We start from the raw sequence: 26,906 nt of genomic DNA, 5'->3' as shown, positions 1-26,906 counted from the left end.
TCGATTGGGTAGTGGCCGGGCTTGGGTGGGGGTAACGGGCTGGACCGGCCCGGGGGGTTTGTACATGAGTGCAGTGGGGACTGCTCGTGTTCCACAGAACCGACGTCGCAGGCGGGCGCCGCAGAGTCATGGGCTGCTGCCGCAGCCGCCGGACGACGCGGAGAAGTACTCGTACGCGCGCCGGTACCTGTGGGTGCTGACGATCGGCTCGCTGATCAGCTTCGCGTGCCTGGCGATGAGCCAGTTTCTGTTCACGGCGTCGAGCCCTTGGTTCTGGCTGACGCTGCCGCTGCTGGCGTTCATCATCGCGGACTACCTGATCTCGCTGTATCTCGACGGGCTCAGCAAGGACTTCGACCTCAAGGCACACAAGCGGCTCGTCCGCTGGTGGCAGCCCGCCGTGTACCCGAGCGTGGACATCTTCCTGCCGGTGTGCGGTGAGCCGCTGGAGGTGCTGCACAACACCTGGGTCCATGTGAACCGGCTCGCGGCCAGCTATCAGGGCGAGGTGAAGACGTACGTCCTCGACGACGCCGCCGAGGACGAGGTCGGGGCCATGGCGCACGACTTCGGCTTCCACTACGTGGTGCGGCCCAACCGGGGCTGGTTCAAGAAGGCCGGCAACCTCAACCACGCCTTCGAGAAGACCGACGGCGACCACATCCTCATCCTGGACGCCGACTTCGCGCCGCGCGCCGATCTGCTCGACGAGCTGCTGCCGTACATGGACGACGACCCGAAGATCGGCATCGTGCAGTCGCCGCAGTTCTTCCGCATCGTCGACCGGCAGAACTGGATCGAGCGTGGGGCCGGCGCCGTGCAGGAGCAGTTCTACCGGTCCGTGCAGACTTCCCGGGAGGACAAGGACGGGTCCATCTGCGTGGGGTCGTGCGCGGTCTACCGGCGTGAGGCGCTGGCGCAGATCGGCGGCATCACGCTGATCGAGCACTCCGAGGACATGTACACCGGTTTCGATCTGCGGGCCCTCGGCTGGAAGCTGCGCTATGTGCCCGTCGCGCTGTCCGCCGGGGTGTGCCCGGACACGGCCGGTGCCTTCCACAACCAGCAGTACCGCTGGTGCATGGGCTCGCTGGAGCTGCTGACCAGCAAGCGGTTCTGGGAGATGGACCTGAAGTTCAAGACGCGGCTGTGCTACGTCTCGGGCTTCCTCTACTACCTGCAGACCGCGCTCGCCACGTTCATCGCGCCGGTCATCCCGCTCGCGCTGATGATCCTGCGCCCCGATCTGCTGCGGGCCGAGGCCGCGCTGTGGGTGCTGCCGAGCGTCGCGTACGTGACGCTGGTGCTGCCGCTGTGGCACCGGGCGCCGTACCGGCTTGAGGCCTGGTCCGTCCGGATCATGTACGGGTGGTCGCATGTCTTCGCCGTCTGGGACGTGCTGCGCGGCCGTCCGATGGGCTGGAAGCCCACGGGTTCGGACGGCGCCAAGAAGAACGGCATGCGCCGCTACTGGAACTGCATGATCATCTGGACCGGCGGCACCGCCCTGCTCTGGATCGTCGTCGCCGCCTGGCGCATGCTCACCCTCTATCCGCCGGACTTCGCGCTGATGCTGTCGGCCGGGCTGTTCTACGCGATGGTCGTCGGTCGCGTCCTCGTACAGCCCCGTGGCCAGGAAGTGCAGGAAGCGACCGCATGATTTTCTCCCTACGCTCCGTCAGGGCGCTGCGGCACGTGCAAGCGCTTGCCGCCGCACTGCTGGCCGGTGCGCTGCTCGCCGGATGCAGCACCTTCTCCGAGGAGGGCCGAGACCAGTACGAGCGCAGCCAGGGCGAGCAGCCGGACGCCGACCCCTCCGCCGAGGCGAGCGAGTCCCCGAAGCCGGAGCCGCCGTACGACGTCCGGCCGCTGCTGGAGCCGGCCAAGGACTATCTGGGGCTGGCCGCCGACGGTGCCCCCGCCAAGATGACCGCCGTCAAGGACTTCGCGGAGAAGGCGGGCAAGAAGCCCAACCTCATCGAGTTCTACTCGGCCTGGGGCGACCAGTACGAGACGCGCCTTGTGCAGAACTCCTGGGACTACGGCGCGGTGTCCTTCATCGCCTGGGAGCCCTTCGAGACGAGCCTGAAGGACATCGCCGGCGGCAAGGAAGACGAGTACATCCGCGAGTACGCGCGCTCCGTCAAGGAGCTGAATCTGCCCGTGGCGATCAGCTTCGCGCACGAGATGAACGGCTTCTGGTACCCGTGGGGCACCAAGAAGGCCACGGCCGCCCAGTTCACCGCCGCGTACCAGCACATCCACGACATCTTCGCCGACGAGGGCGCCACGCAGGTCATCTGGGTGTGGAGCCCGAACGTCACGCACCCGATGCCGAAGGTGAAGCTCGAGCCGTACTGGCCGGGCGACGAGTATGTCGACTGGGTCGGCGTGGTCGGCTACTACGCGGCCACCGGTCCCTCGACGTACCAGGCGCTCTACGGGCCGACGATGACCCAGATCCGTACCTTCACGAAGAAACCGTTCATCATCGCGGAGACCGCGGCGCAGGCCGGCGAGCGCAAGCCCGCCGACATCAAGGATCTCTTCCAGGGGACGGCGGAGCGCGAGGACGTCATCGGGTTCGTCTGGTTCAACTTCGACAAGGAGACCGACTGGCGCATCAACAGCGGTCCGCTGTCCCAGAAGACCTTCCGGGAGCAGGCCCAGAGCCAGAGCTTCGGATTCGATGTGACCAAGCCATGACGGACCGACGCACGCCCACCTGGGCGGAGGACTCCGAGCTGCGCGGCGGGGAGTACGAGCGCCCGTACGCGTACGAGCAGGGGAATCAACAAACCTACGAGCAGGGGCAGCAGACCTCGTACGGGCACGGGAACCAGCAGCAGCCGTACGACCAGGGGAATCAGCAGCCGTATCAGGGCAGTCAGCAGCCTTACGGGCAGGGGAACCAGCAGTCGTACCCGCAGGCGGAGCAGCGGCAGGTCGGGAACGAGAGCCTGCGGCAGTACGTGCAGAACGCGCCGCCCGCGGTGTACCCGCCCTATCCCGAGTACGACGAGAACGCCGCGGGCGGGCGGCAGCTGACCGAGACCGGCACCTGGCGGTTCAACGGGCGGACGTCCCTGTACCTGGACCAGGCGACGTTCCAGATCTACGCGCCCTTCGACCCGTACGCGCGCTACACCGCGGTCGAGCCGGAGCCCGAGGCTCAGGCGCAGGAGGAGAAGCCGGGGTACACGCTGCCCGCTGTGCCGGAGTCCTCCTGGTCGGTGGACACCCGGCGCAGCAAGCTGCTGGGCCGTGCGGTGCTGCTGTTCATCCTGCTCGTTCAGGCGGGGCTGTCCCTGCGCCTGAAGGGGACGGCCTTCCAGGACGAGGCGCTGTATGTCGCGTCCGGCCACTACGAGCTGGCCAACCTGCTGCACGGCACGAAGCTGCCGGTCGACTTCGCGGCCTACTTCTCCGGGCACCCCAAGCTGTATCCGGTGCTCGCGGCGATCGTGGACAGCCGGTTCGGGCTGACCGGCGTACGGCTGGTGAGCCTGCTGTTCATGCTGGGGTCCACCGGGCTGCTCTACTCGCTCACCCGGCGGCTGTTCAACCTCCGCGCCGCGTTGGGTGCCGCCGCGCTGTTCTCGGTGATCCAGTCGACGAGCGTGCTCGGCAACTTCGCCACGTACGACGCCGCCGCGGTCTTCCTGCTCGCGCTCGCGGCCTGGGCGGTGGTGCGCACCGACCGAATGAGCGCCTTCGCCGTGCTGCTCGCGGCGCCACCGGCCGCGCTCGCCTTCGGGGTGAAGTACGCTTCCGGGCTCTATCTGCCGACCCTGGTACTCCTCGCCGTGATCACCGCGCACCGGCACCGCGGCATCCGCGCGCTGGGCCGTGGTGTGGTGCTGGGCACGGGCGTCGTGGCCCTGCTCGGTGTCGGCTACTACTTCTCCGGGCCGCTGGGCGGTATCAGCTCCACCACCACCGACCGCGCGAAGGGCCAGGACACCGCGGCAACGATGCTCCAGCACAGCGCGGAATGGGGCGGTCTTGTCTTCCTGGCCGCGCTGGGCGGCTCGATCGCGTACGTGATGCGCGGCCGGATGGGCGAGATGCCGTGGATCGACGGCACCGCCACCCCGGGCCGCTGGCGGCGCGCCTCACTCGGCCTGCTGCTGACCGGGACCGCGCTGCTCGCCCCCGCGTACCAGATCCACATCCAGACCGAGATCTCGCTCTACAAGCACGTCGGCTTCGGCCTGCTCTTCGCGGCGCCGATGGCAGGACTCGGCATGGCCCGCCTGGTCGGCCCGCACTTCAGACATCCGCAGCTCGGGATCCTGCTGTACGTGCTCACGCTGGTCTTCGGCATGGTCCAGGCGCAGCGGGCGTACAGCTTCCCGGACTCCACGGAGATGATCGCGTACATGCGCAAGGTCGTCGACAAGAAGGGTGAGTACCTCGCCGAGGAGCAGGAGGTCCCGGGCTACTACCTGCGGGACAAGACGGACTGGCGGCAGTGGCAGAACTCCTACTTCATGGACTACCGCGGCAAGAAGGACAAGAAGCAGTACTCCGGCCCCGAAGCCTTCCGGCAGGCCGTCCGTGAGGGGCACTTCGACGCGATCGTGATGCACGGCGGGGTGAGCCCCGACACGTACAAGGCGGTCAAGGAGGGGCTGAAGGGCAACTCCCACTACCGGCTGGCCGCCGTGTTCCCCTTCACCACGAGCAGCGGTGAGCACGCCTACCGGATTTGGGTGAAGCGATGACTGTCAATGCCTCCCCGCCGTACGGCGGCGGATACCCGGATGCCCGGGGCGGCCATGATCCGTACGCGGGTCAGGGCGGCTACGGCGGTCAGGGCACGTACGCCGGTGGCCAGGGCGGCTACGGCGGCCCCGGCAACCAGGGCACCTATGCCGACCCGGCGCAGGGCGGGTACGCGGGTGCCGGTCAGTACGCCGACCCCGGTGCGTACGCCGCCCCTGGAACGTACGCCCAGCCCGGCCAGGACACCTACACCCCCGAGCCCACTCCGGTCGAGCCGCCCCCGGCCCGGCACCGCGCGCCCAAGGCGGAGGAGCCCAAGGCCGACCCCGAGGCCGACGACGAGCAGCCCGACGAGCCGGAAGGCGGGCGGCTCGCCGGCGTGCTGACCTTCCTGGTGCCCACGGCGCTCGCCTTCGCCCTGATCTGGCGCGGGATCGGTGAGCGGCAGTTGTGGCGGGACGAGCACGCCACCTGGTGGGCGGCGACGCTGTCGTTCCACGACCTGAGCATGCTGATCCGCTCCATCGACGTGGTCTTCACGCCGTACTACGTGCTCATGCACGCCTGGATCGCCGTCGCCGGGGACTCCCCGACGGCGATGAGGATCCCCGGCGCGGTGGCCATGGCGGCGTCCTGCGGTCTGCTGGCCCTGCTCGGGCGGCGGCTGTTCACCACACAGGCGGGACTGCTCGCGGGGCTGGCCTTCGCGGTCGTCCCGGCGACGACGCGGTACGGGCAGGAGATCCGGCCGTACGCCTTCGCGGTGGCGGCCGTGCTGCTGTCGACGTGGCTGCTCGCCCGGGCGCTGGACAAGCCGTCGTTCAAGGTGTGGGTCGCCTACACGCTGTCGGTGCCGCTGATCGGCTGGAGCCATCTGGCCTCGATGGCGGTGCTCGGCGCGCATCTGGTGATGATCCTGATCGCGCGCCGCGAGGGCGACAAGATCGTGGGCTGGGCCTATGCCGCCGCCTGCACCCTGGGCCTGTGCTTCGTCATCCCGATGGCGGTCTCGGGCTCGGGGCAGAGCGGACAGATCGCCTGGAACAACCCGGTGCTCAAGGACCTGATCGACTTCCCGAAGAACCTCTTCGGGTCCTGGGCGGTGGCCGTGCCGGTGATGGCGCTCGGCACTCTCGGACTGCTCTTCGTGGGCAAGCGGGCCCTCGCGCTGGCCGTCTGGATCGTGCTGCCGCCGCTGGCCACCTACGTCACCGCCGCGCAGCTCCACCTCTTCCTGCCGCGCTATCTGCTGTTCACGGCGCCCGCGTGGGTGCTGCTCGCGGCCGTGGCCGTGTGCCGGCTCGCCGGTCCGGTCGCCGGGGCGAAGGCCGGTTCCGGGGCGGCGGTGCGGCGCGGCTTCGGCTGGGTGCTCGTGGCGGTCACGGTCGCCGGGATCGCCGTCCAGGCGAAGCCCGGGATTCGTGAGACCCGGCAGAACGCGCTGGGAGAGCCCGACTTCCGCGGCGCCGCGCAGATCATCGAGGCCGGGCAGAAGAAGGGCGACGGCATCGTCTTCAGCGGTGTGATGGCCGAACGCCGGGCCATGGACTACGAGTTGCGCAACGACGCGGGCCGCCCGAAGGACTGGCTGATGTACCGCACCCCGCAGGAGCTGGGCTCGTTCGGCGCCGCCGAGTGTCCCAAGCCCGCAGCGTGCCTGGCGAAGGCCGACCGCCTGTGGCTCGTCGCGACGACGCTCGACGGGAATCCGTTCAGCGGCATGCCGAAGCAGACGGCGACCGCGATCCAGAGGAGCTTCCGCACCGTGAAGACACGGAAGCTCGACAGTCTCCAGCTCGTGCTCCTCGAAAGGAAGAAGGACGCGAAGGCCGACCCGTCGGACGAGAAGGACGACGCGGCCGAGCGCGAGGTGCACACCTAGAGCTGGTTCGGTACGGGCGCCGGAACGGCCGGTGCCCGTGGGGGTTCCCGCATGGGGACATGGGGAGGGAAAAGAGATGACGTACGACCTGGGGGCGGGCACGGCGGTCACCGTGGTGATGCCCACGTACAACGAAGCCGCCAACCTGCCGAGAATGGCCGAGGCGGTGCTCCAACTGCCGCTTGACAGGCTCCACTTGAAGATCGTGGACGACTCCAGTCCGGATGGTACAGGACGGATCGCCGACGAGCTGGCGGAGAAGCACAACTGGGGTGGGCGGCGCCGGATGAGCGTGCTGCACCGGACCGAGAAGGACGGCCTCGGGCGTGCCTACGTGGCGGGTATGAGTGCCGCCGTCGACGAGGGCGCCGAGTACGTCGTGCAGATGGACGCCGACGGCAGCCACCCCGTGGAAGCGGTCCCACGGATGCTCGGCACCGCCCTGGCCTCCGGGGTCGGACTGGTCATCGGCAGCCGGTACGTCCAGGGCGGCTCGCTCGACGAGGACTGGGGCGCGCACCGCGTGCTGCTGTCCCGCTTCGCGAACCGTTACGCGCGCACCGTGCTCGGCACGAAGATCCGCGATATCACGGCCGGCTTCAACCTCTGGTCGGCCGAGGCCCTCCGTGACGTCGACCTGCACTCCTTGGACAGCGCGGGCTACAGCTTCCAGGTCGAGCTCAAGTACAAGGCCGTACGCGCCGGTCACAGCGCCGTCGAGATCCCGATCCGCTTCGAGGAGCGGACCGAGGGCGTCTCGAAGATGACCTTGCGTACGCAGCTGGAGTCGGCGGTCGTGCCGGTGCGGCTGCGACTGAAGCACAAGTAGCGGGCGGGGGTTGGTTGTTGGCGGTGGTCGCTCACGGGTGGCCGCCGCCTTCCCGTTGCCCGCCTGCCGACGCCAGCTCAACTCCTCGCGGCTGCCTACTCGTTGGCCGCGGCCGTAGCCTGCGCCTCCCCCCGCCGACGGATCTGGCGGAAGGTGAACTCCGCGAGGTCGTCGCCGGTGGAGAAGACCTTGGTGTCCTTCTGGGTCACGTCCTTGCCGTTGGTGAAGCCGGCGACCGTGAAGTAGGCGTAGCGTCCGTAGGAGTTGGTCGTCGAGCGGCAGACCGCCGCGCGGCAGAAGGCGGGGACGCCGTCGCCCGACAACGACTGGACGACGCTCTTGGTGTCGGCGTCGTTCTTGGCCTTGGTCGCCTGGGCCTCGGTGTCGAAGAGGGCCACGCCGACCGTCACCGCCACACCGTCCAGGGAGTACGTGACGCGCATCAGCCGCGTGCAGTCGTTCTTCGTGAGGACCGTGCCGAGCGTGCCCTGGACGGCGGACGCGCAGTCCTTCGTGGACGCGGTCTTGCCCTTCTCGTAGCGGGACTCGCCCATCGTCAGCCGCGAACCGGGGAAGAGGATGTCCGGGCTGAGCGGAGCCGTGTCCTTCTTCGCGCTGGAGATGAAGTCCTTCGGGTCCAGCGGGGGAGGCGCCGAGGTCTCCGCGAACGACGGGCCGGGTCCTGTGGTGTCCGGCGGGATGTCCGAGGTGGCGGGCAGGTCGGAGGCAGGCCGGTTCGCCGCCTGGCCGTCGTTGCCGTCGGCCGAGACCACGGCCACGGCGACGGCCGCGCCTATCGCGACCGTGGCGAGCGCGCCGCCGCCGACCATCAGCCATCTGCGGCGCCGGTTGCGCGACTCGGACGCCTCGGCGAGCGCCGCCCAGTCGGGAGTCTGGTTTCCCCACTGCGGCGGCTGAGAACCCGATCCCCCGGGACCCCACTGAGGTCCCCCCTGCCCAAAGCTCATGGGGCGCATCTTATGACAGGACAAGGCGTCTACTGGTCCCACAGCGGTAACAGTGGTAACCGTCGGCCCCCACGCGTTTTGACCCGTGTGGGCCGCCGGAGCTATTCTTGCCCTTCGTTATGTGTATTGGCTTGCTCATTCTCACGTGAGAGGCCCTTACACCGGTCCACCGGGGCCGATGACCAGCGATCTGCATGCGGTTGCGTCGCCGCCGTGCGGTCAGGGCTGTCGTGATCGTCCGTGGTGGCCTTGTCAGGACCCCACTCACTGAAGAAGCGAAGGCTACGAACCGTGCGTACGTACAGCCCCAAGCCCGGCGACATCACTCGCCAGTGGCACGTCATCGATGCCCGGGACGTCGTTCTCGGCCGTCTGGCGACCACCGCTGCCACCCTTCTGCGGGGCAAGCACAAGCCGATCTACGCTCCGCACGTCGACGCTGGTGACTTCGTCATCATCATCAACGCGGACAAGGTCCACCTGTCCGGCAACAAGCGGACCCAGAAGCTGGCCTACCGCCACTCCGGGTACCCGGGTGGTCTGCGCTCCGTCCGCTACGACGAGCTGCTGGACAAGAACCCCGAGAAAGCGGTCGAGAAGGCCGTCAAGGGCATGCTCCCGAAGAACACCCTGGGCCGTCAGATGCTCTCGAAGCTGAAGGTCTACAGGGGTGACCAGCACCCGCACGGCGCGCAGCAGCCGCAGCCGTACGAGATCACCCAGGTCGCGCAGTAAGTCCGGCCACCCCTAAGACCGAAGAGAATCTGAGGAGAATCGTGGCCGAGACCACCCCCGAGCAGCCGGTCGAAGAGACTGAGACCGAGCTCGTCGACATCGAGCAGTACACCACCGAGTCCGAGGTCCCCGTCGAGGGCGAGTACACCTCGGAGTCCCTGGCCTCCCGCTTCGGCGAGCCGCAGCCGGCCGCCGGACTGGGCCGCCGCAAGAACGCCATCGCCCGCGTCCGGATCGTCCCGGGCACCGGCAAGTGGAAGATCAACGGTCGCACCCTTGAGGACTACTTCCCCAACAAGGTGCACCAGCAGGAAGTCAACGAGCCCTTCAAGGTGCTCGAGCTCGACGACCGTTACGACGTTGTCGCCCGCATCTCGGGTGGCGGCGTGTCCGGCCAGGCCGGCGCCCTGCGCCTCGGCGTGGCCCGCGCCCTGAACGAGGCCGACGTGGACAACAACCGCGGCGCCCTCAAGAAGGCCGGCTTCCTCCGCCGCGACGACCGTGCGGTCGAGCGCAAGAAGGCCGGTCTGAAGAAGGCCCGCAAGGCTCCGCAGTACAGCAAGCGTTAGTCGTTTCCGCGTGCTCTGCACGCAGCATCGCCCCGGCGGCACTTCTGTGCCGCCGGGGCGTTCGTTTACGGCCGGTATGCACTTATCGCGGCCTTACGCCACGGTCCTTCAGCCTGGGAACTGGAGGACACGCGTGATCAAGGCCTTACCTGGACACTCGGCATGAGCCGCAATTTCTGAGCATGTTCGGAGGACATCAGTGGGACGACTCTTCGGCACGGACGGCGTGCGCGGTGTCGCCAACGCGGACCTGACGGCTGAGCTGGCGCTCGGCCTGTCCGTCGCGGCGGCGCACGTACTGGCCGAGGCGGGCACCTTCGAGGGCCACCGGCCCACGGCGGTGGTCGGGCGGGACCCGCGGGCGTCCGGGGAGTTCCTGGAGGCCGCCGTGGTCGCCGGCCTCGCCAGCGCGGGTGTGGACGTACTGCGCGTGGGCGTGCTGCCGACGCCGGCGGTGGCGTATCTCACCGGCGCACTCGGCGCCGACCTCGGCGTGATGCTCTCCGCCAGCCACAACGCCATGCCCGACAACGGCATCAAGTTCTTCGAGCGCGGCGGCCACAAACTCGCCGACGAGCTGGAGGACCGGATCGAGGCCGTGTACGAGGAGCACCGCACCGGGGCTCCCTGGGACCGGCCCACCGGTGCGGGCGTCGGGCGCGTCCGGACGTACGAGAAGGGTGCCGATCAGTACGTCGCCCACCTCATCACGGCCGTTCCGAACCGTCTGGACGGTCTGAAGGTCGTCCTCGACGAGGCGCACGGCGCCGCCGCCCGGGTCTCGCCCGAGGCCTTCACCCGGGCCGGCGCCGAGGTCGTCACCATCGGTGCCGAGCCGGACGGCCTGAACATCAACGACGGGTGCGGCTCCACGCACCTGGGTCTGTTGCAGGCAGCCGTCGTCGAGCACGGCGCCGACCTGGGCATCGCGCACGACGGCGACGCCGACCGCTGCCTCGCCGTGGACCACACGGGCGCCGAGGTCGACGGGGACCAGATACTGGCCGTACTCGCGCTGGCGATGCGGGAGCGTTCCGCACTGCGCTCCGACACCGTTGTCGCGACGGTCATGTCCAACCTGGGCTTCAAGCTGGCCATGGAGCGCGAGGGACTCTCCCTGGTACAGACGGCAGTTGGTGACCGTTACGTCCTGGAGGAGATGAAGAAGCACGACTACGCGCTCGGCGGCGAGCAGTCCGGGCACGTGATCATCACGGACCACGCGACCACCGGCGACGGCACGCTGACCGGCCTGCTGCTGGCGGCCCGGGTCGCCCAGACGGGACGTACGCTCCAGGACCTCGCGTCCGTCATGGACCGGCTGCCGCAGGTACTGATCAATGTGCCGGACGTGGACAAGTCCCGGGTCAACACCTGCGCCGAACTGACGGCCGCGGTCGCCGACGCCGAGCGCGAACTCGGTTCCACGGGTCGGGTGTTGCTGCGCTCGTCCGGTACGGAGCCGCTGGTGCGCGTGATGGTGGAGGCCGCCGACCTCGACCAGGCCAGGTCGGTGGCGGGGCGGCTCGCCGACGTGGTGAAGTCGACGCTCGGCTAAGCGGTCTCGGGGAAGTGGGGTGCGTTCCCGCGTCGTCCGGTGCGGTGCATCGGCGTGCTGCCGCATCGCCCTCGTACTGGACCGTACTTGGGTGATGCGGCAGTGCGGCGAGGTGCTGTGCCGGGCGGCGTGGGGGCGTGCCTCACTTCCCCGAGACCGCTTAGATGCCCGGCTGGGACTTCCCGGCCTTCGCCGTACGCTCGCGCTGTGCGGCCCAGAGCCACTTCTGGGCGAGCAGTGTGAGCGTGCCGGCGAGGATGATGCCGAGCAGGTTCAGGAGCAGTTGTTCGGTGGAGCCCCAGGTCTGCTTCGTGTCTCCGTAGCTCAGGGCCACCGCCGCGTTGGCGGCGGCCGGGACGGTCGTGACGGAGATGGCGACACCGACCAGGGCGCCCGACTTGGCCGAGGTCAGCGAGAGGGTGCCGGCCATGCCCGCGAGGACGGCCACGATGAACGAGAACCAGTCGGGTGCGTAGACGAAGGCGGTGTTGGGTCGCTCGCTCTCCAGCCGGCTCTCGCTGAACAGGTCGATGCTGTCCATGAAGAAGCTGAATCCCACGGTCACGGCCATCGCCACGGCGAAGCCCACCAGGAGCGCGATCAGTGAACGCGCCGCCAGCCGCGGATGACGCTGCACGACCGCCGTACTGAACCCCGCGAGCGGCCCGAACTCCGGGCCTACCGCCATCGCGCCAACGATCAGGATCGCGTTGTCGAGGACCACACCACAGGCCGCGATCATCGTGGCGAGTGTGATGAAGGCGACGTACGTGATCGAGAGCGTCGACTCCTCGTGCGTGGCCTCCGCCAGGTGCTCCCACAGGACGGCGTCCGCGCCCTCGCCCGGCGCCTCCTCCTCCGCCTTCTCGGCGCGCTTCGACAGTGACAGGTGGATGTCGTCGACGGCGATCGAGCCGCACTTGTCGATGTCCAACACCTGCAGCCCGCTGATCAGTTGGTCGCCCGCCTCGCGTGCGACGTCGCACGTCACGATGTCCCCGGCGGGGTTGCGGGCGACCCCCGGCACGACGACGAGATGAGTGGCGCCGGCCGTGTTCTCGATCAGACGCACCACGTCGTCGGTCTTGTCGGCGGGCGTGATCAGACGCAGGTGCAGCATGGGGGCAGGGTAACGGTGCCTGATTACAGCTTGCGCAGGCTCAGGCGCTGCACCTTGTGGTCGGGGCCCTTGCGCAGGACGAGGGTGGCGCGGCCGCGCGTGGGGGCCACGTTCTCCAGCAGATTGACCTTGTTGATGGTCCGCCAGGTCGTACGGGCGTAGTCCAGGGCCTCTTCCTCGGAGACCTGGGTGTACTTGCGGAAGTACGAGGACGGGTTCTGGAAGGCCGTCTCGCGGAGCCTGCGGAAACGATGGAGGTACCAGCGCTCGATGTCCTCGGGCCGGGCGTCGACGTACACGCTGAAGTCGAAGTAGTCGGCGAGGCCCACGCGGGTGCGGCCGTCCTTGCCGGGCAGGGCGGGCTGGAGGACGTTCAGGCCCTCGACGATCAGGATGTCGGGGCGGCGCACGGTGAGCCGCCTGCCCGGCACGATGTCGTAGATCAGGTGGGAGTAGACGGGCGCGGTGACCTCGTCCTTGCCGGCCTTGATGTCCGCGACGAAACGGGTCAGGGCGCGTCGGTCGTACGACTCCGGGAAGCCCTTGCGCGACATCAGGCCGCGCGCCTGGAGCTCCTTGGTCGGCAGCAGAAAGCCGTCCGTGGTGACCAGTTCGACACGCGGGTGCTCGGGCCAGCGGGACAGCAGGGCCTGGAGGAGACGCGCGACGGTCGACTTGCCGACCGCCACGGAACCGGCGACCCCTATCACAAATGGGGTCCCGGACTGGGAGCCCTGCTCGCCGAGGAAGGTGTTCAGGGCGCCGCGCAGGCCGTCCGTGGCCTTCACGTACAGGTTCAGCAGCCGGGACAACGGCAGATAGATGTCCCGTACTTCGTCGAGGTCGATGACGTCGCCGAGGCCCCGCAGCTTCTCGACCTCGTCGGCGGTCAGCGGGAGCGGCGTCTTCTCACGCAGCGCACTCCACTCGGCACGGGTGAGGTCGACGTAGGGAGTCGCCTCCGGCCTGGACCGGTGGGCGCTCCGCGGCGACGAGGAGACCGAAGAGATCACAGTCCATTGTTACGGGAGTGGGGGCGCGTCGGCGGGTGGGGTCCGTCACGTCTGGCTGTGGATGAGTTGTGGGGAAAGTATGGACCTGCGGGGTCGGTGGGGATACGGTCCGGGCAGCCGGGAGCGAGCCGCCTTCCGGAAGCCTTGGGCGGTTGGGGGTGGCTGTGGCCATGCGTATTCGTGATGCCGTGCGGCGAAGATCGACGCGTACTGACGCGGACTTCGCGGGGCGCGTGAGCAGCGAGCTGGCGGTGGACCTGCCGGACGAGGACTTGGGCGAGTACCTCTACGACTGCATCGACCTGTACGAGATGGGCAGCAAGCCGCGGTGTGAGGAAGTGGAGTACTTGGAGCTGGTGCAGGAAGCGATAGAGCGGGTTGAGCGGGGGCGCTGAGCGCTGGCTTGAACGGTTTCGGCTGCGGCGCCGTTGTGGCTGGTCGCGCCGTTCCCCGCGGGGTGCCTCCGGCGGTTGGGCGGCTGCGGGTGCGTGGTGGCTGGTCGCGCCGTTCCCCGCGCCCCTTGGGTGGGTGGGGGGTGCGGGGCCGTGGGCCGGTGCGTCAGCCCGTCGCAGGCCGGGCATACGGCCCTGGCCTGGTACACGGTCCTGGTTCTCCGAGACCGAACCTAAGCGACGGGCATACGACGCACCGGCCCACGGCCCCTCCCGCCGGTGGGAGGCTGCGGGCACGTGGTGGCTGGTGAACATGATGGCCGGCGGCTCCAGGGACACGCCCTTTAGGGGCGCGGGGAACTGCGCGACCAGCCACAACGAACCCGCACCCGCCCATGAACGGAACCCACCCTCCCGGTAGGCGCTCCCGCCCAACCGCCGGAGGCATAAGCTGCCGCGCATGTGTGCAGTCGTGGGTTACGGCCTCGGGGGAGTGGCGTGATCATCGGGGTGGGGATCGATGTCGCCGAGATCGAGCGGTTCCGGGCGTCGCTGGAGCGGACGCCGGCGCTCGCGGAACGGCTTTTCGTTGAGCGGGAGTTGTTGTTGCCGAGTGGCGAGCGGCGGGGGGTCGCATCGCTGGCGGCCCGGTTCGCGGCCAAGGAGGCGTTGGCGAAGGCGCTGGGGGCGCCCTCGGGCCTGTACTGGACCGATGCCGAGGTGTACGTCGAGGACAGCGGGCAGCCACGGTTGCGGGTACGGGGAACTGTGGCTGCCCGGGCCGCGGAACTGGGCGTGCGGTCGTGGCATGTTTCGCTGAGTCATGACGCGGGAGTGGCTTCGGCGGTGGTCGTCGCGGAAGGGTAGAGGTGGCCTCCGGCGCCTCAACTCATGACATCCCGCCACGCGGAGCGGATCGACTCGGACACGTCGTGCGCGCCCATCGGCGCCCCGTCCGCCGCGAACCGGCCGGCGAGCCCGTGGAGGTACGCCGCGACGCTCCCGGCGTCCAGAGCGCCCAGCCCCGAGGCCAGCAATGACCCGGCAAGCCCCGACAACACGTCCCCGCTGCCCGCCGTGGCCAGCCAGGACGTCCCCGTCGCGTTGACCCGGACCGGCCCACCCCCGGGCGAAGCCACCAGCGTGGTCGAGCCCTTCAGCAACACCGTCGCCCCGTACCGCTCCGCCAGTTCCCGCACGGAGTGCAACCGTGCCGCTTCGACCGACTCCCGCGAGACACCGAGCAAGGCGGCGGCCTCACCGGCGTGAGGCGTCATCAGCGTGGTCGCCTTCCGGGCCCGTACGAGATCCCGGTCCGCCAGCCGGAGGCCGTCCGCGTCCACCAGGACGGGTACGTCCTGGGCGAGCACCTCCGCCACCGTCTGCGCGTCGTCGCCGGCACCCGGCCCGACGACCCAGGCCTGCACCCGCCCGGCCCGCTTCGGGCCCTGGTCCGAGACGAGGGTTTCGGGGAAGCGGGCGATCACCGCGTCTCCGGCGGGGCCGACGTACCGTACGGCCCCGGCTCCACCCCGCAGCGCGCCCGCCACGGCGAGTACGGCCGCCCCGGGATACCGGGAGGACCCGGCGGCGATCCCCACGACCCCCCGCCGGTACTTGTCGCTCTCCGCCCCCGGAACAGGCAACAGCGCCGCCACATCGGCATGTTGCAGGGCCTCCGCCTCGGCCTCGTCGGGCAGCGAGAGCCCGATGTCCACGAGCCTCACCGAACCGGCGTACTCCCGGGCCGGATCGATCAGCAGCCCCGGCTTGTGCGTGCCGAAGGTCACGGTCAGGTCGGCACGGATCGCCGCGCCGCGTACCTCGCCGGTGTCCGCCTCGACACCGCTCGGCAGATCCACGGCGACGACGGCGGCGCGGGAGGACTCGGCCAACTCGGCCAGGGTGGCGGCGTCGGGGCGCAGCCCGCCCTTGCCGCCGATCCCGACGATTCCGTCGACCACGAGATCGGCGGAACGGATCGCCCGCTCGACCGCTGCGGCGTCTTCTTTCTGCCGGGTCGCGAGTGCGCTGCCGCCTGCCCGGCGCAGCGCGGCCAGGCCGCCGGGATGGGTTCGTTCGGGAGACAGCAGTACGGCCGTGACGCCCGCGCCGCGGCGGGCGAGGCGGGCTCCCGCGTACAGGGCGTCTCCGCCGTTGTCCCCGCTGCCGACGAGCAGGACGACCCGGCGGCCGTACACCCGTCCCATCAACTCCGCACAGGCGGCGGCCAGTCCGGCCGCCGCCCGCTGCATGAGCGCCCCCTCCGGAAGCCGCGCCATCAACTCCCGTTCGGCCGCCCGCACCTTCTCCACTCCATATGCACTACGCATACGCCGAGTCTCGCGCACCCGGCGGACTCGCGGGCGGCGGCCCGGTACGTCGGGCGCGCCCGGTGCTCACAGCGGTACGGGCTCGGCGAAGCTGTCAGTGGGCTCTGAGACACTGGGCGCGATGAACGAGACAGCACCCGCGCGTGCCCGCGCCGAGATCGATCTGGCCGCCCTGAGGGCCAATGTGCGGACTCTGCGCGCCCACGCGCCCGCCGCCGCCCTCATGGCGGTGGTGAAATCGGACGCGTACGGACACGGGGCGGTGCGCTGTGCCCGGGCGGCCCTCGACGCGGGGGCCACGTGGCTGGGGACGGCCACGCCCGAGGAGGCCCTGGCCCTGCGCGAGGCGGGGCTGCGGGGACGGATCATGTGCTGGCTGTGGACGCCCGGCGGCCCTTGGCGTGCAGCCGTCGAGGCCGACCTGGACCTTGGGATCAGCGGGCTCTGGGCGTTGCGGGAAACCGTCGAGGCCGCGCGCGCCGCGGGGCGTACCGCTCGGGTTCAGCTCAAGGCCGACACCGGGCTCGGGCGTAATGGATGTCAGCCCGGTGACTGGCCCGAGTTGGTCGCGGCAGCCCTGCGGGCCGAGGCCGAGGGGCTGGTCAAGGCCACCGGGCTCTGGTCGCATTTCGCCTGCGCCGATGAGCCGGGGCATCCCTCCATCGGGGCCCAACTCACCGCCTTCCGCGAGATGGTGGCATACGCGGAGAAGCAAGGCATACGGCCAGAAGTGCGCCACATCGCCAACTCGCCCGCCACGCTGACCCTTCCAGAGTCCCACTTCGATCTCGTACGCACCGGAATCGCGACGTACGGCATCTCGCCCAGCCCCGCACTCGGCACCGCGGCCGAACTGGGGCTGCGGCCGGTGATGACGCTGTCGGCCGCGCTCGCGCTGGTGAAGCGCGTTCCGGCAGGGCACGGCGTCAGTTACGGGCACCACTACGTCACACCGGGCGACACGACCCTCGGCCTGGTGCCCGTGGGATACGCGGACGGGATCCCACGGCACGCCTCCGGGACCGGGCCCGTCCTGGTCGGTGGCAAGTGGCGGACGGTGGCGGGGCGGGTCGCGATGGACCAGTTCGCCGTCGACCTCGGCGGGGACCAGCCGGCGGTGGGGGAACGAGTGGTGCTGTTCGGGCCGGGCGATGAAGGTGAGCCGACCGCCGAGGACTGGGCCCAGGCCGCGGGCACGATCGCGTACGAAATCGTGACCCGGATCGGAACCCGCGTACCGCGCGTCTACGTGAATAGTGAATAACGCACAAGACGGGTACTCACCTTTCCGGGGACGGCCCCCGGACCACAAACCGGCGAAGAGGAGCGGTACGTGAGCGAGAGCAGGGCGGAGGCCGTCGCCTCGGTGGCCTCCGCCGCGGGGAACGCCGGGAGCTGGCGTAGGGCGGGCATCGTCGGCACCGCGATAGGTGTCGTCGCCGCGGGCGCCGCCGCCGGAGTCGCGATCGAGCGGCTCACCGTCGGCCGCGGCATGCGCAAGAAGGCCCGCCTCGCGCTCGACTCGGCAGGTCCGTACGGCGCACTGCGCGGCATGCCCGGCACGGCAACCGCGGACGACGGCACGGAGATCTACTACGAGATCGACGACGTGGAGCAGGACGCCACGCTCACCCCCCGCCGCCGCAGACTGTTCGGCCGTAAGGCCCCGGCCCCCGTCACCGTCGTCTTCAGCCACGGCTACTGCCTCAGCCAGGACTCCTGGCACTTCCAGCGCGCCGCCCTGCGCGGTGTCGTACGGACCGTCCACTGGGACCAGCGCAGCCACGGCCGCTCCGCACGCGGGGTCGCACAGGTCCAGGACGGTGTGCCGCTCGACATCGAGCAGCTCGGCCGCGATCTGAAGGCCGTGATCGACGCGGCTGCCCCCGATGGACCGCTCGTGCTCGTCGGGCACTCGATGGGTGGAATGACGGTGATGGCCCTTGCCGACCAGTACCCCGACCTCATCCGCGAGCGAGTGGTCGGTGTCGGACTCATCGGTACGTCGTCGGGGAAGCTCGGCGAGGTCAACTTCGGGCTTCCCGTGGCGGGTGTCAACGCGGTACGGCGCGTGCTGCCCGGCGTACTGAAGGCGCTGGGGCAGCGGGCCGAACTGGTGGAACGGGGGCGGCGGGCCACGGCCGATCTGTTCGCCGGGATCATCAAGCGGTACTCGTTCGCGTCCAGGGACGTCGACCCGGCGGTCGCGCGGTTCGCCGAGCGGCTGATCGAGGGCACGCCGATCGATGTGGTCGCCGAGTTCTACCCGGCGTTCACCGACCACGACAAGACGGAGGCGCTGGCGTACTTCGCCGAGCTGCCCGTCCTCGTACTGTCCGGCGTCAAGGACCTCGTCACACCGAGCGAGCACAGCGAGGCGATCGCGGATCTACTGCCGGACGCCGAGCTGGTGCTCGTGCCGGACGCCGGACATCTGGTGATGCTGGAGCACCCGGAGGTCGTCACGGACCGTCTCGCCGACCTCCTCACCCGCGCGGGAGCCGTCCCTGCCGACGCTACCGTGGGTGGCTATGGAAGCACCAGCAGCACCGCACAGCCCGGCTGATCACCCGATGCCGTACGTCACCACCGAGCTCACCGTCAACTCCCCCGAACAGATGCAGGAGTTGGGCCGCCGCTTGGCCAAGCTCCTGCGCGCCGGTGACCTGGTGATGCTCACCGGCGAGCTCGGCGCGGGCAAGACAACGCTGGCCCGTGGGCTCGGCGAGGGGCTTGGCGTACGGGGTGCGGTCACGTCCCCCACCTTCGTGATCGCCCGCGTGCACCCCTCCCTCGGTGACGGGCCGCCGCTCGTCCACGTCGACGCCTACCGCCTGGGCGGCGGACTGGACGAGATGGAGGACCTCGACCTCGATGTCTCGCTGACCGATTCCGTGATCGTCGTGGAGTGGGGCGAGGGGAAGGTCGAGGAGCTGACCGAGGAGCGGCTGCATGTGTTCATCCACCGCGCGGCGGGAGACACGACGGACGAGGTCCGGCACGTGACGCTCCGCGGGGTGGGGGAGCGGTGGGCTGCCGTGGATCTGAGTGTGCTTTCGGCTTGAGAGCCGGGTATTCGTAACGTTCCGACACGGCGTCGGCAAGAGGTTGCGTGGGGTGGCTTCGGCGTGTTCATATGGATACCGGTGTTGGTTAGGGTTACCTAACTACGTCTGCTCCGGGAGCCCCAGGAGGCGGCCATGTCGACTTCGGATCGTGACGCGGTAGTTCCTGCGGAAGCTGGCGTGGTTTCGGTGCGCGAGCTGCTCGCGGCTTGCGCCGCCGCCCGCGTCGTGTCTACGCCGCCGCGGGACCCGGCGCCTGCGCCGCGGGCGCCCGCGCCAGCGCCGGAGGGCCGGCAACACCGCGAGGCTGCGTAAGCAGGAGGTTTCTTTCCCCAGCCCCGCCCCTTCCCGAAACTGGGGGCTGCGCCCCAGACCCCGCAAGGGGGTGGGGGTGACACGGCGTGTCGCGGCTGCGGGTGCGTCGTGGCTGGTCGCGCAGTTCCCCGCGCCCCTGAAAAGCCTGCGACTGCCCGCGCCCCCAGAAAAGTTCGCGCCCTGAGCAAGTCCGCGCCCCGGGGGGAGCCCGCACCCCAACGCTCCCGCAGCCTCCCCCCGGCGGGAGGGGTCGTGGGCCGGTGCGTCGTATGCCCGTCGCGTAGGTTCTGTCTCAGGCCACCCGCACCGTGTACCAACACCGGGCCGTATGCCCCGCCTGCGACGGGCTGACGCACCGGCCCACGGCCCCGACCCACCCACCGGACCCAAAGGGGCGCGGGGAACGGCGCGACCAGCCACCCACCAGCCCGCAGCCGCGACACGATCCCCAACACCCCACCCCCGTAGGCCCCCATCCCGCCGTGGGCGAGGTGCTACTCGACCACGACAACCTTCGTGCCGATCGTCGCGAACTCCCACAGCGCATCCCCATCCGCCCGGGATTCCCGAATGCCACCCAGCTTCTTCCCGGGGTCGGGGGCGGAGGTCGACCCGTCCACCGCCGCGCTGAACCCGATCGTCGTGCCGTCCACGTTCGCGAAGCGGACGACGTGTTCGACGGCTACTCCGTCGGAGCCGGTGATGGAGCCGGAGCGGGAGGTGACGGCGTACGTGTCGGGCGTGGGGTCGACCGTGCCCGGGGTGACCTCGAAGGTGCGGCGGACCTTGTCGTTCGCGGCGACCAGCCAGACGCGGTCGGCCTGCACCGAGTAGACGACCCGTCGGCCCGTGCCGGACCGGCCGGGCAGCGCCGCCGCGTTCGGCTCGGCGCGCGGGGACGGGGCGGAGGCCGCAGGGGACTCGGCGGCCCGGGGCGGTGCGCCCAGGGTGTCCGGCACGTTGGCGGACGCCTGGTAGGCGAGGAAGCCGACTGCGGCGACCGCCGCCACGGTGAGCCCGGCCACGAATCCCGAGCTGCTCCTAGCCACCTTGGGTGCCCACCTCTCGTACGGCATACGTGTCAATGTGACAGTTTGACGTGACGGTAGCAGGAGGGGCGCGTGGGACCTGGGCGACGGTGCCTTCGCCCTGGGCGCCGTAGGCTGTTCGCGTGCTCTTGCTCGCTCTGGATACCGCCACCTCCGCTGTCACCGTCGCCCTGCATGACGGGACGTCCGTCGTCGCCTCGTCGAGTCAGGTGGACGCTCGTCGGCACGGAGAGTTGTTGCTGCCCGCCGTCGACCGGGTGCTCACCGAGGCCGGGCTGCGGCTCGACGCCGTCACCGGCATCGTCGCGGGCGTGGGACCCGGCCCGTACACAGGGCTGCGGGTCGGCCTGATGACCGCCGACACCTTCGGGCTCGCGCTGGGCGTTCCCGTGTACGGACTGTGCACGCTCGACGGCCTCGCGTACGCGGCCGACATGCAGGGCCCCTTCGTCGTGGCGACCGACGCGCGGCGCAAGGAGGTCTACTGGGCGCGGTACGCCGATTCCCGTACGCGCGTCAGCGGGCCCGCTGTGGACCGGCCCGCCGATATCGCCGAAGCCGTCGCCGGTCTGCCCTCGGTCGGCGCGGGCGCGCTGCTCTATCCCGGCACCTTCCCGGACGTGTACGAGCCGGAGAACGTCTCGGCGGCGGCGCTCGCGTCCCTAGCGGCGGAGCGGCTGGCGAAGGGCGAGGAACTCCCCGCCCCCCGGCCGCTCTACCTGCGCCGCCCCGACGCCCAGGTGCCCAAGAACTACAAGGTGGTCACCCCCAAGTGACTCCCGTGCTGCGCGAGATGCGCTGGTGGGACATCGATCCCGTACTGGAGCTGGAGAAGGCTCTCTTCCCCGAGGACGCCTGGTCGCGGGGTATGTTCTGGTCCGAGCTGGCCCATTCCCGGGGGCCGACGGCGACGAAGCGGTATGTCGTGGCGCAGGACGGTGAGCGGATCGTCGGATACGGGGGACTCGCCGCCTCCGGAGACGTGGGTGACGTACAGACCATCGCCGTCGCCCGTGATCAGTGGGGCACCGGTCTCGGTGCGCTGATCCTGACCGAGCTGCTGCGGGCCGCGACCGCCTTCGAGTGTGCCGAAGTGATGCTCGAGTGCCGGATCGACAACATCCGTGCCCAGAAGCTGTACGAGCGCTTCGGCTTCGAGCCGATCGGCTTCCGGCGCGGCTACTACCAGCCGGGCAACGTCGACGCGCTCGTGATGCGCCTGCAAGATCCCTCAACCTCAGTGCAAGGAACCGAGATCCATGGCTGACGAACCACTAGTCCTCGGTATCGAGACCTCCTGCGACGAGACCGGCGTCGGCATCGTCCGCGGCCGCACGCTGCTCGCGGACGCGATCGCCTCGAGCGTCGACGAGCACGCGCGGTTCGGCGGCGTCGTACCGGAGGTCGCCTCTCGCGCGCACCTGGAGGCGATGGTGCCGACCATCGACCGGGCCCTGAAGGAAGCGGGGGTGAGCGCGAGGGACCTGGACGGGATCGCCGTCACCGCCGGTCCGGGGCTCGCGGGCGCGTTGCTCGTGGGGGTGTCGGCGGCGAAGGCGTACGCGTACGCGCTGGGCAAGCCGCTGTACGGCGTCAACCATCTGGCGTCCCACATCTGTGTGGATCAGCTGGAGCACGGGGCGCTGCCGGAGCCGACCATGGCGCTGCTGGTGTCCGGCGGGCACTCGTCGCTGCTGCTGTCCTCGGACATCACCTCCGACGTACAGCCGATGGGCGCGACCATCGACGACGCGGCGGGCGAGGCCTTCGACAAGATCGCACGGGTGCTGGACCTGGGATTCCCGGGCGGTCCGGTCATCGACCGGTACGCGCGCGAGGGCGACCCGGAGGCGATCGCGTTCCCGCGCGGGCTGACCGGGCCGCGCGATGCGGCGTACGACTTCTCCTTCTCCGGGCTGAAGACCGCCGTGGCGCGCTGGATCGAGGCCAAGCGGGCGGCGGGCGAGGAGGTGCCGGTGCGCGATGTGGCGGCCTCCTTCCAGGAGGCGGTCGTGGATGTGCTGACGCGTAAGGCCGTGCGGGCGTGCAAGGACGAGGGTGTCGAGCACCTGATGATCGGCGGAGGTGTCGCGGCCAACTCGCGGCTGCGGGCCCTCGCCCTGGAGCGCTGCGAGGCCGCCGGGATTCAACTGCGGGTGCCGCGGCCCAAGTTGTGCACGGACAACGGCGCGATGGTGGCGGCGCTCGGCGCGGAGATGGTGGCGCGGAACCGGTCCGCCTCCGACTGGGACCTGTCGGCGGACTCCTCGCTGCCGGTGACGGAGCCGCATGTGCCCGGGCTCGGCCATAGCCACCACCATGACCACGATCACGTGCACGAGGTGAGCAAGGAGAACCTCTACTCGTGACCGTCGCGCTGATGTGGGAGGCCCGCGCCGTCGCGGGCCGGGGCGAGGAGCTGTTGGCCTGGGCGCGGGCGCAGGACCTCCCGGCGCGGCCCCTGCGCCGGGAGATCCTGCGGGCTCCGCAGGACCGGGTGCTCGTGATCACGTGGTGGGACGCCGCCTACGACGCCGAACTTCCCGAACTGCCCGAGCCGACGGGGGACTTGGTCACGCGGGCGGTGCATCGGTGGCGGTTCGAGTCGGTTGCCGTGGACTGACCAGGAGATTCCCCGGATGGCCCGGGACGGGACCGCGCCACACCAGCAGGCCGTGCCTGCGCTCCCAGTACGCGGCCAGCGCGGCCTTTCCCAGCCAGTCCAGGGCCCAACCCACGGGGACCACGATCACCCACGGTTCCCAGAAGGACATGGGCAGGAGGAACACCAGAAAGAACGCGAAGAGCCCCAGGTTGACCGGCTGGTTGTGCAGGAAGTCCTTGGTGGGCAGGACCACGTCGGTGTCCTCCACGCGGACCGCGGCCTCGAAGTTCCGTACCTCGCTGACTCCCTTGAGCCGGGACGCCTTGAGGAGCGTGAACACGGCGATCCCGAGCGGGAGGACGACGAGTATCCAGAGCCAGTCGGCCTTCAGCGGCGGGAACCCGCGCACGATGCCCGTCACCGCCAGGCAGGCGGCGACCGCCAGCACCGCGAAGGCCGATCTCAGCTCGTGGTGCACGTACCTGTCCATCGCGTCCCCCGTACTCACCGCGCGGAGGGTCACGCCACCCGCGACACCTCCGTCTCGCACCGCAGCCTGCGGTCCGGCCCCAGTTCCCGTACCGGTCCCGTGAGGTTCAGCCGTGCCGTGTGTCGTACCTCCGCGCTGGAGGCCGCCAACCGTAGCTCCAGCGCGCCCGGTTCAACCACCCGCCGGCCTGAACGGTCGGTGAACGCCGAGAGATCCGCGTGGAAGCGGAACGTCACGCGGACTGCCTCCCCCGGTTCCGGTTCCACACGCTGGTAGCCGATCAAGCGGACGTCCGGGCGGGTGACCTGGGCCACCGGGTCGTGGAGGTAGAGCTGGACGACGTCCGCGCCTTCGCGGGCGCCGGTGTTACGGACGGTCACCGAGAGGTCGTACGTACCGTCCGTGCCGATCTCCGCCTCCGAGCCGTCCGCGCCCTCTGCGTCCTCCCAGGTGAAGTCCGTGTAGGAGAGGCCGTGGCCGAAGGGGTGCAGCGGGGTCGGGTCGACGCTGCTGGAGTCGCTCGCGAGGCCGAGTGGGGGCTGGAGGTAGGTCCAGGGCTGGCCGCCGGTCTCCCGGGGGACGCTGACCGGCAGGCGCCCGGAGGGGTTCACCCGGCCGGAGAGCACGCCCGCGACGGCCGGGCCGCCCTCCTCGCCCGGGAAGAACGCCTGGACGGCGGCGGCGAGTTGACCGTCCCAGCGGCCCAGCGCGTACGGGCGGCCGGTGAGCAGGACCAGCACGACGGGCGTGCCCGTGGCGGTCAGTGCGTCCAGCAACTCGGTCTGTACGCCCGGCAGTCGGAGGTCCGCCACATCGCAGCCCTCGCCCGAGGTGCCCCGGCCGAACAGGCCCGCCCGGTCGCCCAGGACGGCCACGCAGACGTCCGCCTCGGCGGCCCGTGCCACGGCCTCCTCGAAACCGGAGGTGTCCGGGTCCGTGGTGTCGCAGCCCTCGGTGAACGTGAGCTTGGCGTCGGGGAGTTCGACGCGCAGGGACTCCAGGAGGGTGGGGATCTCGATGCCCATGGGCTTGTCGGGGTGGCTCGTGCCGACATGGGAGGGGAACGAGTAGCAGCCCAGCATGGCCAGCGCGTCGTCGGCCCGTGGGCCCACCACCGCGATCCGGGTGTCCGGGGCCAGCGGGAGCAGCCCGGCCGGGTTGGAGAGCAGGACCACGGAGGCTTCCGCGAGGCGGCGGGCGAGGGCGCGGTTCTCCGGGGAGTCCAGGTCGATGACGGCCCGGGTCTCGGGCGTCCAGTCCTCGTCCAGCAGGCCCAGCTCGCACTTCTGGAGCAGGACGCGGGTCGCCGCGCGGTCCACCAGGGACTCCGGGACGGTGCCTTCGTGTACGGCGGCGACGAGGGCGTCCCCGTAGCAGCGGGGATTGGGCAGCTCCACCTCGAGGCCCGCTTCGAGCGCCGCGTGCGCCGCCTGGGCCGGGTTCCCCGCGACCCGGTGCAGGGTCTCCAGGAAGGTCACGCCGTTGTAGTCGGAGACGACCGTGCCCGTGAACTGCCACTGCTCCCGCAGGAGTTCGGTCAGCAGATACGGGTCCGCGGTGGCCGGCACACCGTCCGTCTCCGTGTACGCGGCCATCACCGAACGGGCGCCGCCCTCCCGCAGCGCGAACTCGAAGGGCGGCAGGGTGATGTCGGCGAACTCGCGGGCACCCGCCCGTACGGGAGCGAGATTGCGGGCGCCCGCGGAGGACGCGTACCCCGCGAAGTGCTTGAGCGTGGCCACGATCCCCGCGGACTCCAGTCCGCGGACGTAGGCCGCGGCGATCGTGCCCACCAGGTACGGGTCCTCGCCGGGGGTCTCCTCGACCCGGCCCCAGCGCAGGTCGCGCACGACGTCGAGGACGGGGGCCAGCCCCTGGTGGACGCCCACGGAGGCGAGGTCGCGGCCGATGTGCCGGGCCATCTCCTCGACCAGGTCCGGGTCGAAGGTGGCGCCCCAGGCCAGCGGCACCGGGTACGCCGTCGCGCCCCAGGCCGTGAAGCCGGCCAGGCACTCCTCGTGGGCGATCGCCGGGATGCCGAAGCGGCCTGCCGCGACGATCCGGCGCTGGGCGCGGGCGAGGGCCTGCGCGCCCAGCTCCGGGTCCACGGGGGCCGTGCCGAAGGAGCGGGTGAGCTGGCCGAGGCCCCGGGTGATCAGCTCGTCCCAGTCGTAGGAGGTGTCCATGTCCTGCTGGTACGGGGAGACTCCGTCGCCGTCCGTGTCGGCGCCCACCCACACGCCGTACAGCTGGGCGGTCTTCTCCTCCAGGGTCATCCGGGTCAGGAGGTCGTGGACGCGGGCGGTGGCGGGCAGGTCGCGGTCGCGCCAGGGGGTCGTGGTGCTCATGAAACTCCCGTCAGAGTAAGTGAGTTCACTTTCCGCCTACGCCCATGAGGCCGCCTATGAGAGCTCGGCGGGCCACCAGATAGACGGCGAAGATCGGGACGCCGGAGAGGACGACCGAGGCGAGCAGGGCGGGGATGTTGACGCCGAACTGGCTGACGTAGTTGAACAGTCCGAGCGTGAGGACCCGTGGTCCGTCGGACTGGGTGAAGATCAGCGGGAAGAGGAAGCCGTTCCAGGCCTGGAGCGCCGAGTAGATGACGACGGTGCTGATGCCGCCCTTGGCCATCGGGATGGCGAGCTGGAACAGCATCCGCTGCGGTGAGGCGCCGTCCAGGGCCATCGCCTCGTACAGGTCCTCCGAGACGTCCCGCAGCGTGCCGACCAGGACCAGTACCGAGACCGGCATCGCGAAGGCCGCGGTCGGCAGGATGACCGCCAACAGGGTGTCGTACAGGTCGAGTTTGGCGATGAGGAGGTAGAGCGGTACGACGACGGCCTGGGCCGGGATCGCGACGCCGAGGAGGAACAGCCGGAAGGCCATGCCCGACCAGCGGTTCCGGGTGCGGACGGCGACGTACGCGAGGGGGACGGAGAGGACGAGGACGATGGCCACGACGGCGACGGCGACGATCAGTGTGTTGCTGAACAGATGGTCGAAGCCGGAGTTCAGGACGGTGTTGTAGTTGTCGAGGGTCGGACTGGTAGGGGGCTGCAGGGGGTTGTCGGTGAGCGCCTTGTCCTGGCCGGTGAGCGAGGCCGACAGCATCGCGTAGATGGGGATGATGACGACCGCGAGCCACAGGACGGAGCCCAGGCCCGCCAGGGGGTTGGGGCGCTTCGTCCAGTGCAGGCGGCGGCGCTGCGGCGGGGGCTGCGTCGGTGGCTCCTCGGTCTTCACGGGACGCGG

Annotated in this window: 25 protein-coding genes; 17 read left to right on the top strand and 8 right to left on the bottom strand. The window is 70.2% G+C overall.

What is annotated here, in order from left to right; translation table 11 throughout:
• Positions 1–64 precede the first annotated feature (64 nt).
• The 5 genes from ACYVO6_RS21125 to ACYVO6_RS21105 all read left to right on the top strand — a co-directional run bounded on the left by ACYVO6_RS21125 (position 65) and on the right by ACYVO6_RS21105 (position 7,439).
• Positions 65–1,660, top strand: coding sequence for a glycosyltransferase family 2 protein (locus ACYVO6_RS21125; RefSeq protein WP_461063325.1), 1,596 nt, complete (start codon positions 65–67; stop codon positions 1,658–1,660).
• Positions 1,657–2,706 carry a glycoside hydrolase family 26 protein gene (locus ACYVO6_RS21120; RefSeq protein ID WP_461063323.1) on the top strand — a complete coding sequence of 350 codons (1,050 nt, stop codon included), beginning with the start codon at positions 1,657–1,659 and terminating at the stop codon, positions 2,704–2,706. Before ACYVO6_RS21125 ends, ACYVO6_RS21120 begins: the two co-directional genes overlap by 4 nt.
• Positions 2,703–4,727: a glycosyltransferase family 39 protein gene (locus ACYVO6_RS21115; protein ID WP_461063321.1), complete on the top strand. Its 2,025-nt coding sequence runs from the start codon at positions 2,703–2,705 to the stop codon at positions 4,725–4,727. The genes ACYVO6_RS21120 and ACYVO6_RS21115 overlap by 4 nt, the downstream gene beginning before the upstream one ends.
• A complete protein-coding gene (locus ACYVO6_RS21110; RefSeq protein WP_461063319.1) occupies positions 4,724–6,610 on the top strand; it encodes a glycosyltransferase family 39 protein in 1,887 nt (628 codons plus the stop codon). Before ACYVO6_RS21115 ends, ACYVO6_RS21110 begins: the two co-directional genes overlap by 4 nt.
• Before the next feature lie 76 nt (positions 6,611–6,686).
• A complete protein-coding gene (locus ACYVO6_RS21105) occupies positions 6,687–7,439 on the top strand; it encodes a polyprenol monophosphomannose synthase (protein ID WP_461063316.1) in 753 nt (250 codons plus the stop codon).
• Positions 7,440–7,534: 95 nt separating this feature from the next.
• Here ACYVO6_RS21105 and ACYVO6_RS21100 read toward each other — a convergent pair whose 3' ends face one another.
• Positions 7,535–8,407 (bottom strand): hypothetical protein, encoded by an 873-nt coding sequence (locus ACYVO6_RS21100; RefSeq protein WP_461063314.1) that lies wholly within the window; start codon positions 8,405–8,407, stop codon positions 7,535–7,537.
• A 291-nt stretch (positions 8,408–8,698) separates the two neighbouring features.
• Between ACYVO6_RS21100 and rplM the strand changes: the two genes are divergently transcribed.
• The 3 genes from rplM (at position 8,699) to glmM (ending at position 11,269) form a co-directional block, all read left to right on the top strand.
• Positions 8,699–9,142, top strand: coding sequence for a 50S ribosomal protein L13 (gene rplM, locus ACYVO6_RS21095; RefSeq protein WP_033329151.1), 444 nt, complete (start codon positions 8,699–8,701; stop codon positions 9,140–9,142).
• A gap of 41 nt (positions 9,143–9,183) precedes the next feature.
• Entirely contained in the window at positions 9,184–9,711 is a 528-nt protein-coding gene (gene rpsI, locus ACYVO6_RS21090; RefSeq protein WP_461063312.1) for a 30S ribosomal protein S9, read from the top strand.
• 199 nt (positions 9,712–9,910) lie between these two features.
• On the top strand, positions 9,911–11,269 hold the full coding sequence (glmM, locus tag ACYVO6_RS21085; protein ID WP_461063310.1) for a phosphoglucosamine mutase: 1,359 nt from the start codon (positions 9,911–9,913) through the stop codon (positions 11,267–11,269).
• Positions 11,270–11,429: 160 nt separating this feature from the next.
• Here glmM and ACYVO6_RS21080 read toward each other — a convergent pair whose 3' ends face one another.
• Positions 11,430–12,389, bottom strand: coding sequence for a DUF389 domain-containing protein (locus ACYVO6_RS21080; protein WP_461063308.1), 960 nt, complete (start codon positions 12,387–12,389; stop codon positions 11,430–11,432).
• Between the two features lie 23 nt (positions 12,390–12,412).
• A complete protein-coding gene (gene coaA, locus ACYVO6_RS21075; protein ID WP_461063306.1) occupies positions 12,413–13,402 on the bottom strand; it encodes a type I pantothenate kinase in 990 nt (329 codons plus the stop codon).
• A gap of 170 nt (positions 13,403–13,572) precedes the next feature.
• On the opposite strand from coaA, the gene ACYVO6_RS21070 reads away from it, so the two are divergent.
• The gene (locus ACYVO6_RS21070; RefSeq protein WP_461063304.1) at positions 13,573–13,797 is read left to right on the top strand and encodes a hypothetical protein; all 225 of its coding nucleotides are present in this window, start codon (positions 13,573–13,575) and stop codon (positions 13,795–13,797) included.
• A 495-nt stretch (positions 13,798–14,292) separates the two neighbouring features.
• On the top strand, positions 14,293–14,661 hold the full coding sequence (locus tag ACYVO6_RS21065; protein WP_461063302.1) for a holo-ACP synthase: 369 nt from the start codon (positions 14,293–14,295) through the stop codon (positions 14,659–14,661).
• Positions 14,662–14,678: 17 nt separating this feature from the next.
• Here the strand turns inward: ACYVO6_RS21065 and ACYVO6_RS21060 are convergent, their stop codons facing one another.
• The gene (locus tag ACYVO6_RS21060) at positions 14,679–16,127 is read right to left on the bottom strand and encodes an NAD(P)H-hydrate dehydratase (protein WP_461063300.1); all 1,449 of its coding nucleotides are present in this window, start codon (positions 16,125–16,127) and stop codon (positions 14,679–14,681) included.
• 121 nt (positions 16,128–16,248) lie between these two features.
• Here ACYVO6_RS21060 and alr point away from each other — a divergent pair, with 121 nt between their 5' ends.
• The 3 genes from alr to tsaE all read left to right on the top strand — a co-directional run bounded on the left by alr (position 16,249) and on the right by tsaE (position 19,192).
• The gene (alr, locus tag ACYVO6_RS21055; protein ID WP_461063298.1) at positions 16,249–17,391 is read left to right on the top strand and encodes an alanine racemase; all 1,143 of its coding nucleotides are present in this window, start codon (positions 16,249–16,251) and stop codon (positions 17,389–17,391) included.
• Between the two features lie 69 nt (positions 17,392–17,460).
• Entirely contained in the window at positions 17,461–18,693 is a 1,233-nt protein-coding gene (locus ACYVO6_RS21050) for an alpha/beta fold hydrolase (RefSeq protein ID WP_461063296.1), read from the top strand.
• Positions 18,659–19,192 (top strand): tRNA (adenosine(37)-N6)-threonylcarbamoyltransferase complex ATPase subunit type 1 TsaE, encoded by a 534-nt coding sequence (tsaE, locus tag ACYVO6_RS21045; protein WP_461063293.1) that lies wholly within the window; start codon positions 18,659–18,661, stop codon positions 19,190–19,192. Before ACYVO6_RS21050 ends, tsaE begins: the two co-directional genes overlap by 35 nt.
• A gap of 809 nt (positions 19,193–20,001) precedes the next feature.
• Here tsaE and ACYVO6_RS21040 read toward each other — a convergent pair.
• Positions 20,002–20,556, bottom strand: coding sequence for a hypothetical protein (locus ACYVO6_RS21040; protein WP_461063291.1), 555 nt, complete (start codon positions 20,554–20,556; stop codon positions 20,002–20,004).
• A 122-nt stretch (positions 20,557–20,678) separates the two neighbouring features.
• Here ACYVO6_RS21040 and tsaB point away from each other — a divergent pair, with 122 nt between their 5' ends.
• The 4 genes from tsaB to ACYVO6_RS21020 are packed head-to-tail and all read left to right on the top strand — an operon-like array spanning position 20,679 to position 23,179.
• Positions 20,679–21,332 (top strand): tRNA (adenosine(37)-N6)-threonylcarbamoyltransferase complex dimerization subunit type 1 TsaB, encoded by a 654-nt coding sequence (gene tsaB / locus ACYVO6_RS21035; RefSeq protein WP_461063289.1) that lies wholly within the window; start codon positions 20,679–20,681, stop codon positions 21,330–21,332.
• A 17-nt stretch (positions 21,333–21,349) separates the two neighbouring features.
• A complete protein-coding gene (gene rimI / locus ACYVO6_RS21030) occupies positions 21,350–21,823 on the top strand; it encodes a ribosomal protein S18-alanine N-acetyltransferase (protein WP_461063620.1) in 474 nt (157 codons plus the stop codon).
• Positions 21,816–22,925: a tRNA (adenosine(37)-N6)-threonylcarbamoyltransferase complex transferase subunit TsaD gene (gene tsaD / locus ACYVO6_RS21025; protein ID WP_461063287.1), complete on the top strand. Its 1,110-nt coding sequence runs from the start codon at positions 21,816–21,818 to the stop codon at positions 22,923–22,925. The genes rimI and tsaD overlap by 8 nt, the downstream gene beginning before the upstream one ends.
• Positions 22,922–23,179: a hypothetical protein gene (locus ACYVO6_RS21020; protein WP_461063285.1), complete on the top strand. Its 258-nt coding sequence runs from the start codon at positions 22,922–22,924 to the stop codon at positions 23,177–23,179. The genes tsaD and ACYVO6_RS21020 overlap by 4 nt, the downstream gene beginning before the upstream one ends.
• Here the strand turns inward: ACYVO6_RS21020 and ACYVO6_RS21015 are convergent.
• The 3 genes from ACYVO6_RS21015 to ACYVO6_RS21005 are packed head-to-tail and all read right to left on the bottom strand — an operon-like array spanning position 23,130 to position 26,897.
• The gene (locus ACYVO6_RS21015) at positions 23,130–23,669 is read right to left on the bottom strand and encodes a hypothetical protein (protein ID WP_461063283.1); all 540 of its coding nucleotides are present in this window, start codon (positions 23,667–23,669) and stop codon (positions 23,130–23,132) included. The genes ACYVO6_RS21020 and ACYVO6_RS21015 overlap by 50 nt on opposite strands.
• An 11-nt stretch (positions 23,670–23,680) precedes the next feature.
• Positions 23,681–25,999 carry a beta-xylosidase/alpha-l-arabinosidase gene (locus ACYVO6_RS21010; RefSeq protein ID WP_461063281.1) on the bottom strand — a complete coding sequence of 773 codons (2,319 nt, stop codon included), beginning with the start codon at positions 25,997–25,999 and terminating at the stop codon, positions 23,681–23,683.
• A gap of 25 nt (positions 26,000–26,024) precedes the next feature.
• Positions 26,025–26,897, bottom strand: coding sequence for a carbohydrate ABC transporter permease (locus ACYVO6_RS21005; protein ID WP_461063618.1), 873 nt, complete (start codon positions 26,895–26,897; stop codon positions 26,025–26,027).
• Positions 26,898–26,906: the final 9 nt, after the last annotated feature.

This window comes from Streptomyces pseudoechinosporeus (assembly GCF_054783935.1).
The sequence above is the reverse complement of the archived record's forward strand: the minus strand, read 5'-3'. Positions and strand labels throughout refer to the sequence as shown.

What these genes read in the sequence shown, in the direction of transcription:
- ACYVO6_RS21125 (WP_461063325.1), top strand. Translation starts at nt 65, where the DNA reads ATGAGTGCAGTGGGGACTGCTCGTGTTCCACAGAACCGACGTCGCAGG.
- ACYVO6_RS21120 (WP_461063323.1), top strand. Translation starts at nt 1,657, where the DNA reads ATGATTTTCTCCCTACGCTCCGTCAGGGCGCTGCGGCACGTGCAAGCG.
- ACYVO6_RS21115 (WP_461063321.1), top strand. Translation starts at nt 2,703, where the DNA reads ATGACGGACCGACGCACGCCCACCTGGGCGGAGGACTCCGAGCTGCGC.
- ACYVO6_RS21110 (WP_461063319.1), top strand. Translation starts at nt 4,724, where the DNA reads ATGACTGTCAATGCCTCCCCGCCGTACGGCGGCGGATACCCGGATGCC.
- ACYVO6_RS21105 (WP_461063316.1), top strand. Translation starts at nt 6,687, where the DNA reads ATGACGTACGACCTGGGGGCGGGCACGGCGGTCACCGTGGTGATGCCC.
- ACYVO6_RS21100 (WP_461063314.1), bottom strand. Translation starts at nt 8,407, where the DNA reads ATGAGCTTTGGGCAGGGGGGACCTCAGTGGGGTCCCGGGGGATCGGGT.
- ACYVO6_RS21080 (WP_461063308.1), bottom strand. Translation starts at nt 12,389, where the DNA reads ATGCTGCACCTGCGTCTGATCACGCCCGCCGACAAGACCGACGACGTG.
- ACYVO6_RS21070 (WP_461063304.1), top strand. Translation starts at nt 13,573, where the DNA reads ATGCGTATTCGTGATGCCGTGCGGCGAAGATCGACGCGTACTGACGCG.
- ACYVO6_RS21060 (WP_461063300.1), bottom strand. Translation starts at nt 16,127, where the DNA reads ATGCGTAGTGCATATGGAGTGGAGAAGGTGCGGGCGGCCGAACGGGAG.
- alr (WP_461063298.1), top strand. Translation starts at nt 16,249, where the DNA reads ATGAACGAGACAGCACCCGCGCGTGCCCGCGCCGAGATCGATCTGGCC.
- tsaE (WP_461063293.1), top strand. Translation starts at nt 18,659, where the DNA reads ATGGAAGCACCAGCAGCACCGCACAGCCCGGCTGATCACCCGATGCCG.
- rimI (WP_461063620.1), top strand. Translation starts at nt 21,350, where the DNA reads ATGCGCTGGTGGGACATCGATCCCGTACTGGAGCTGGAGAAGGCTCTC.
- tsaD (WP_461063287.1), top strand. Translation starts at nt 21,816, where the DNA reads ATGGCTGACGAACCACTAGTCCTCGGTATCGAGACCTCCTGCGACGAG.
- ACYVO6_RS21010 (WP_461063281.1), bottom strand. Translation starts at nt 25,999, where the DNA reads ATGAGCACCACGACCCCCTGGCGCGACCGCGACCTGCCCGCCACCGCC.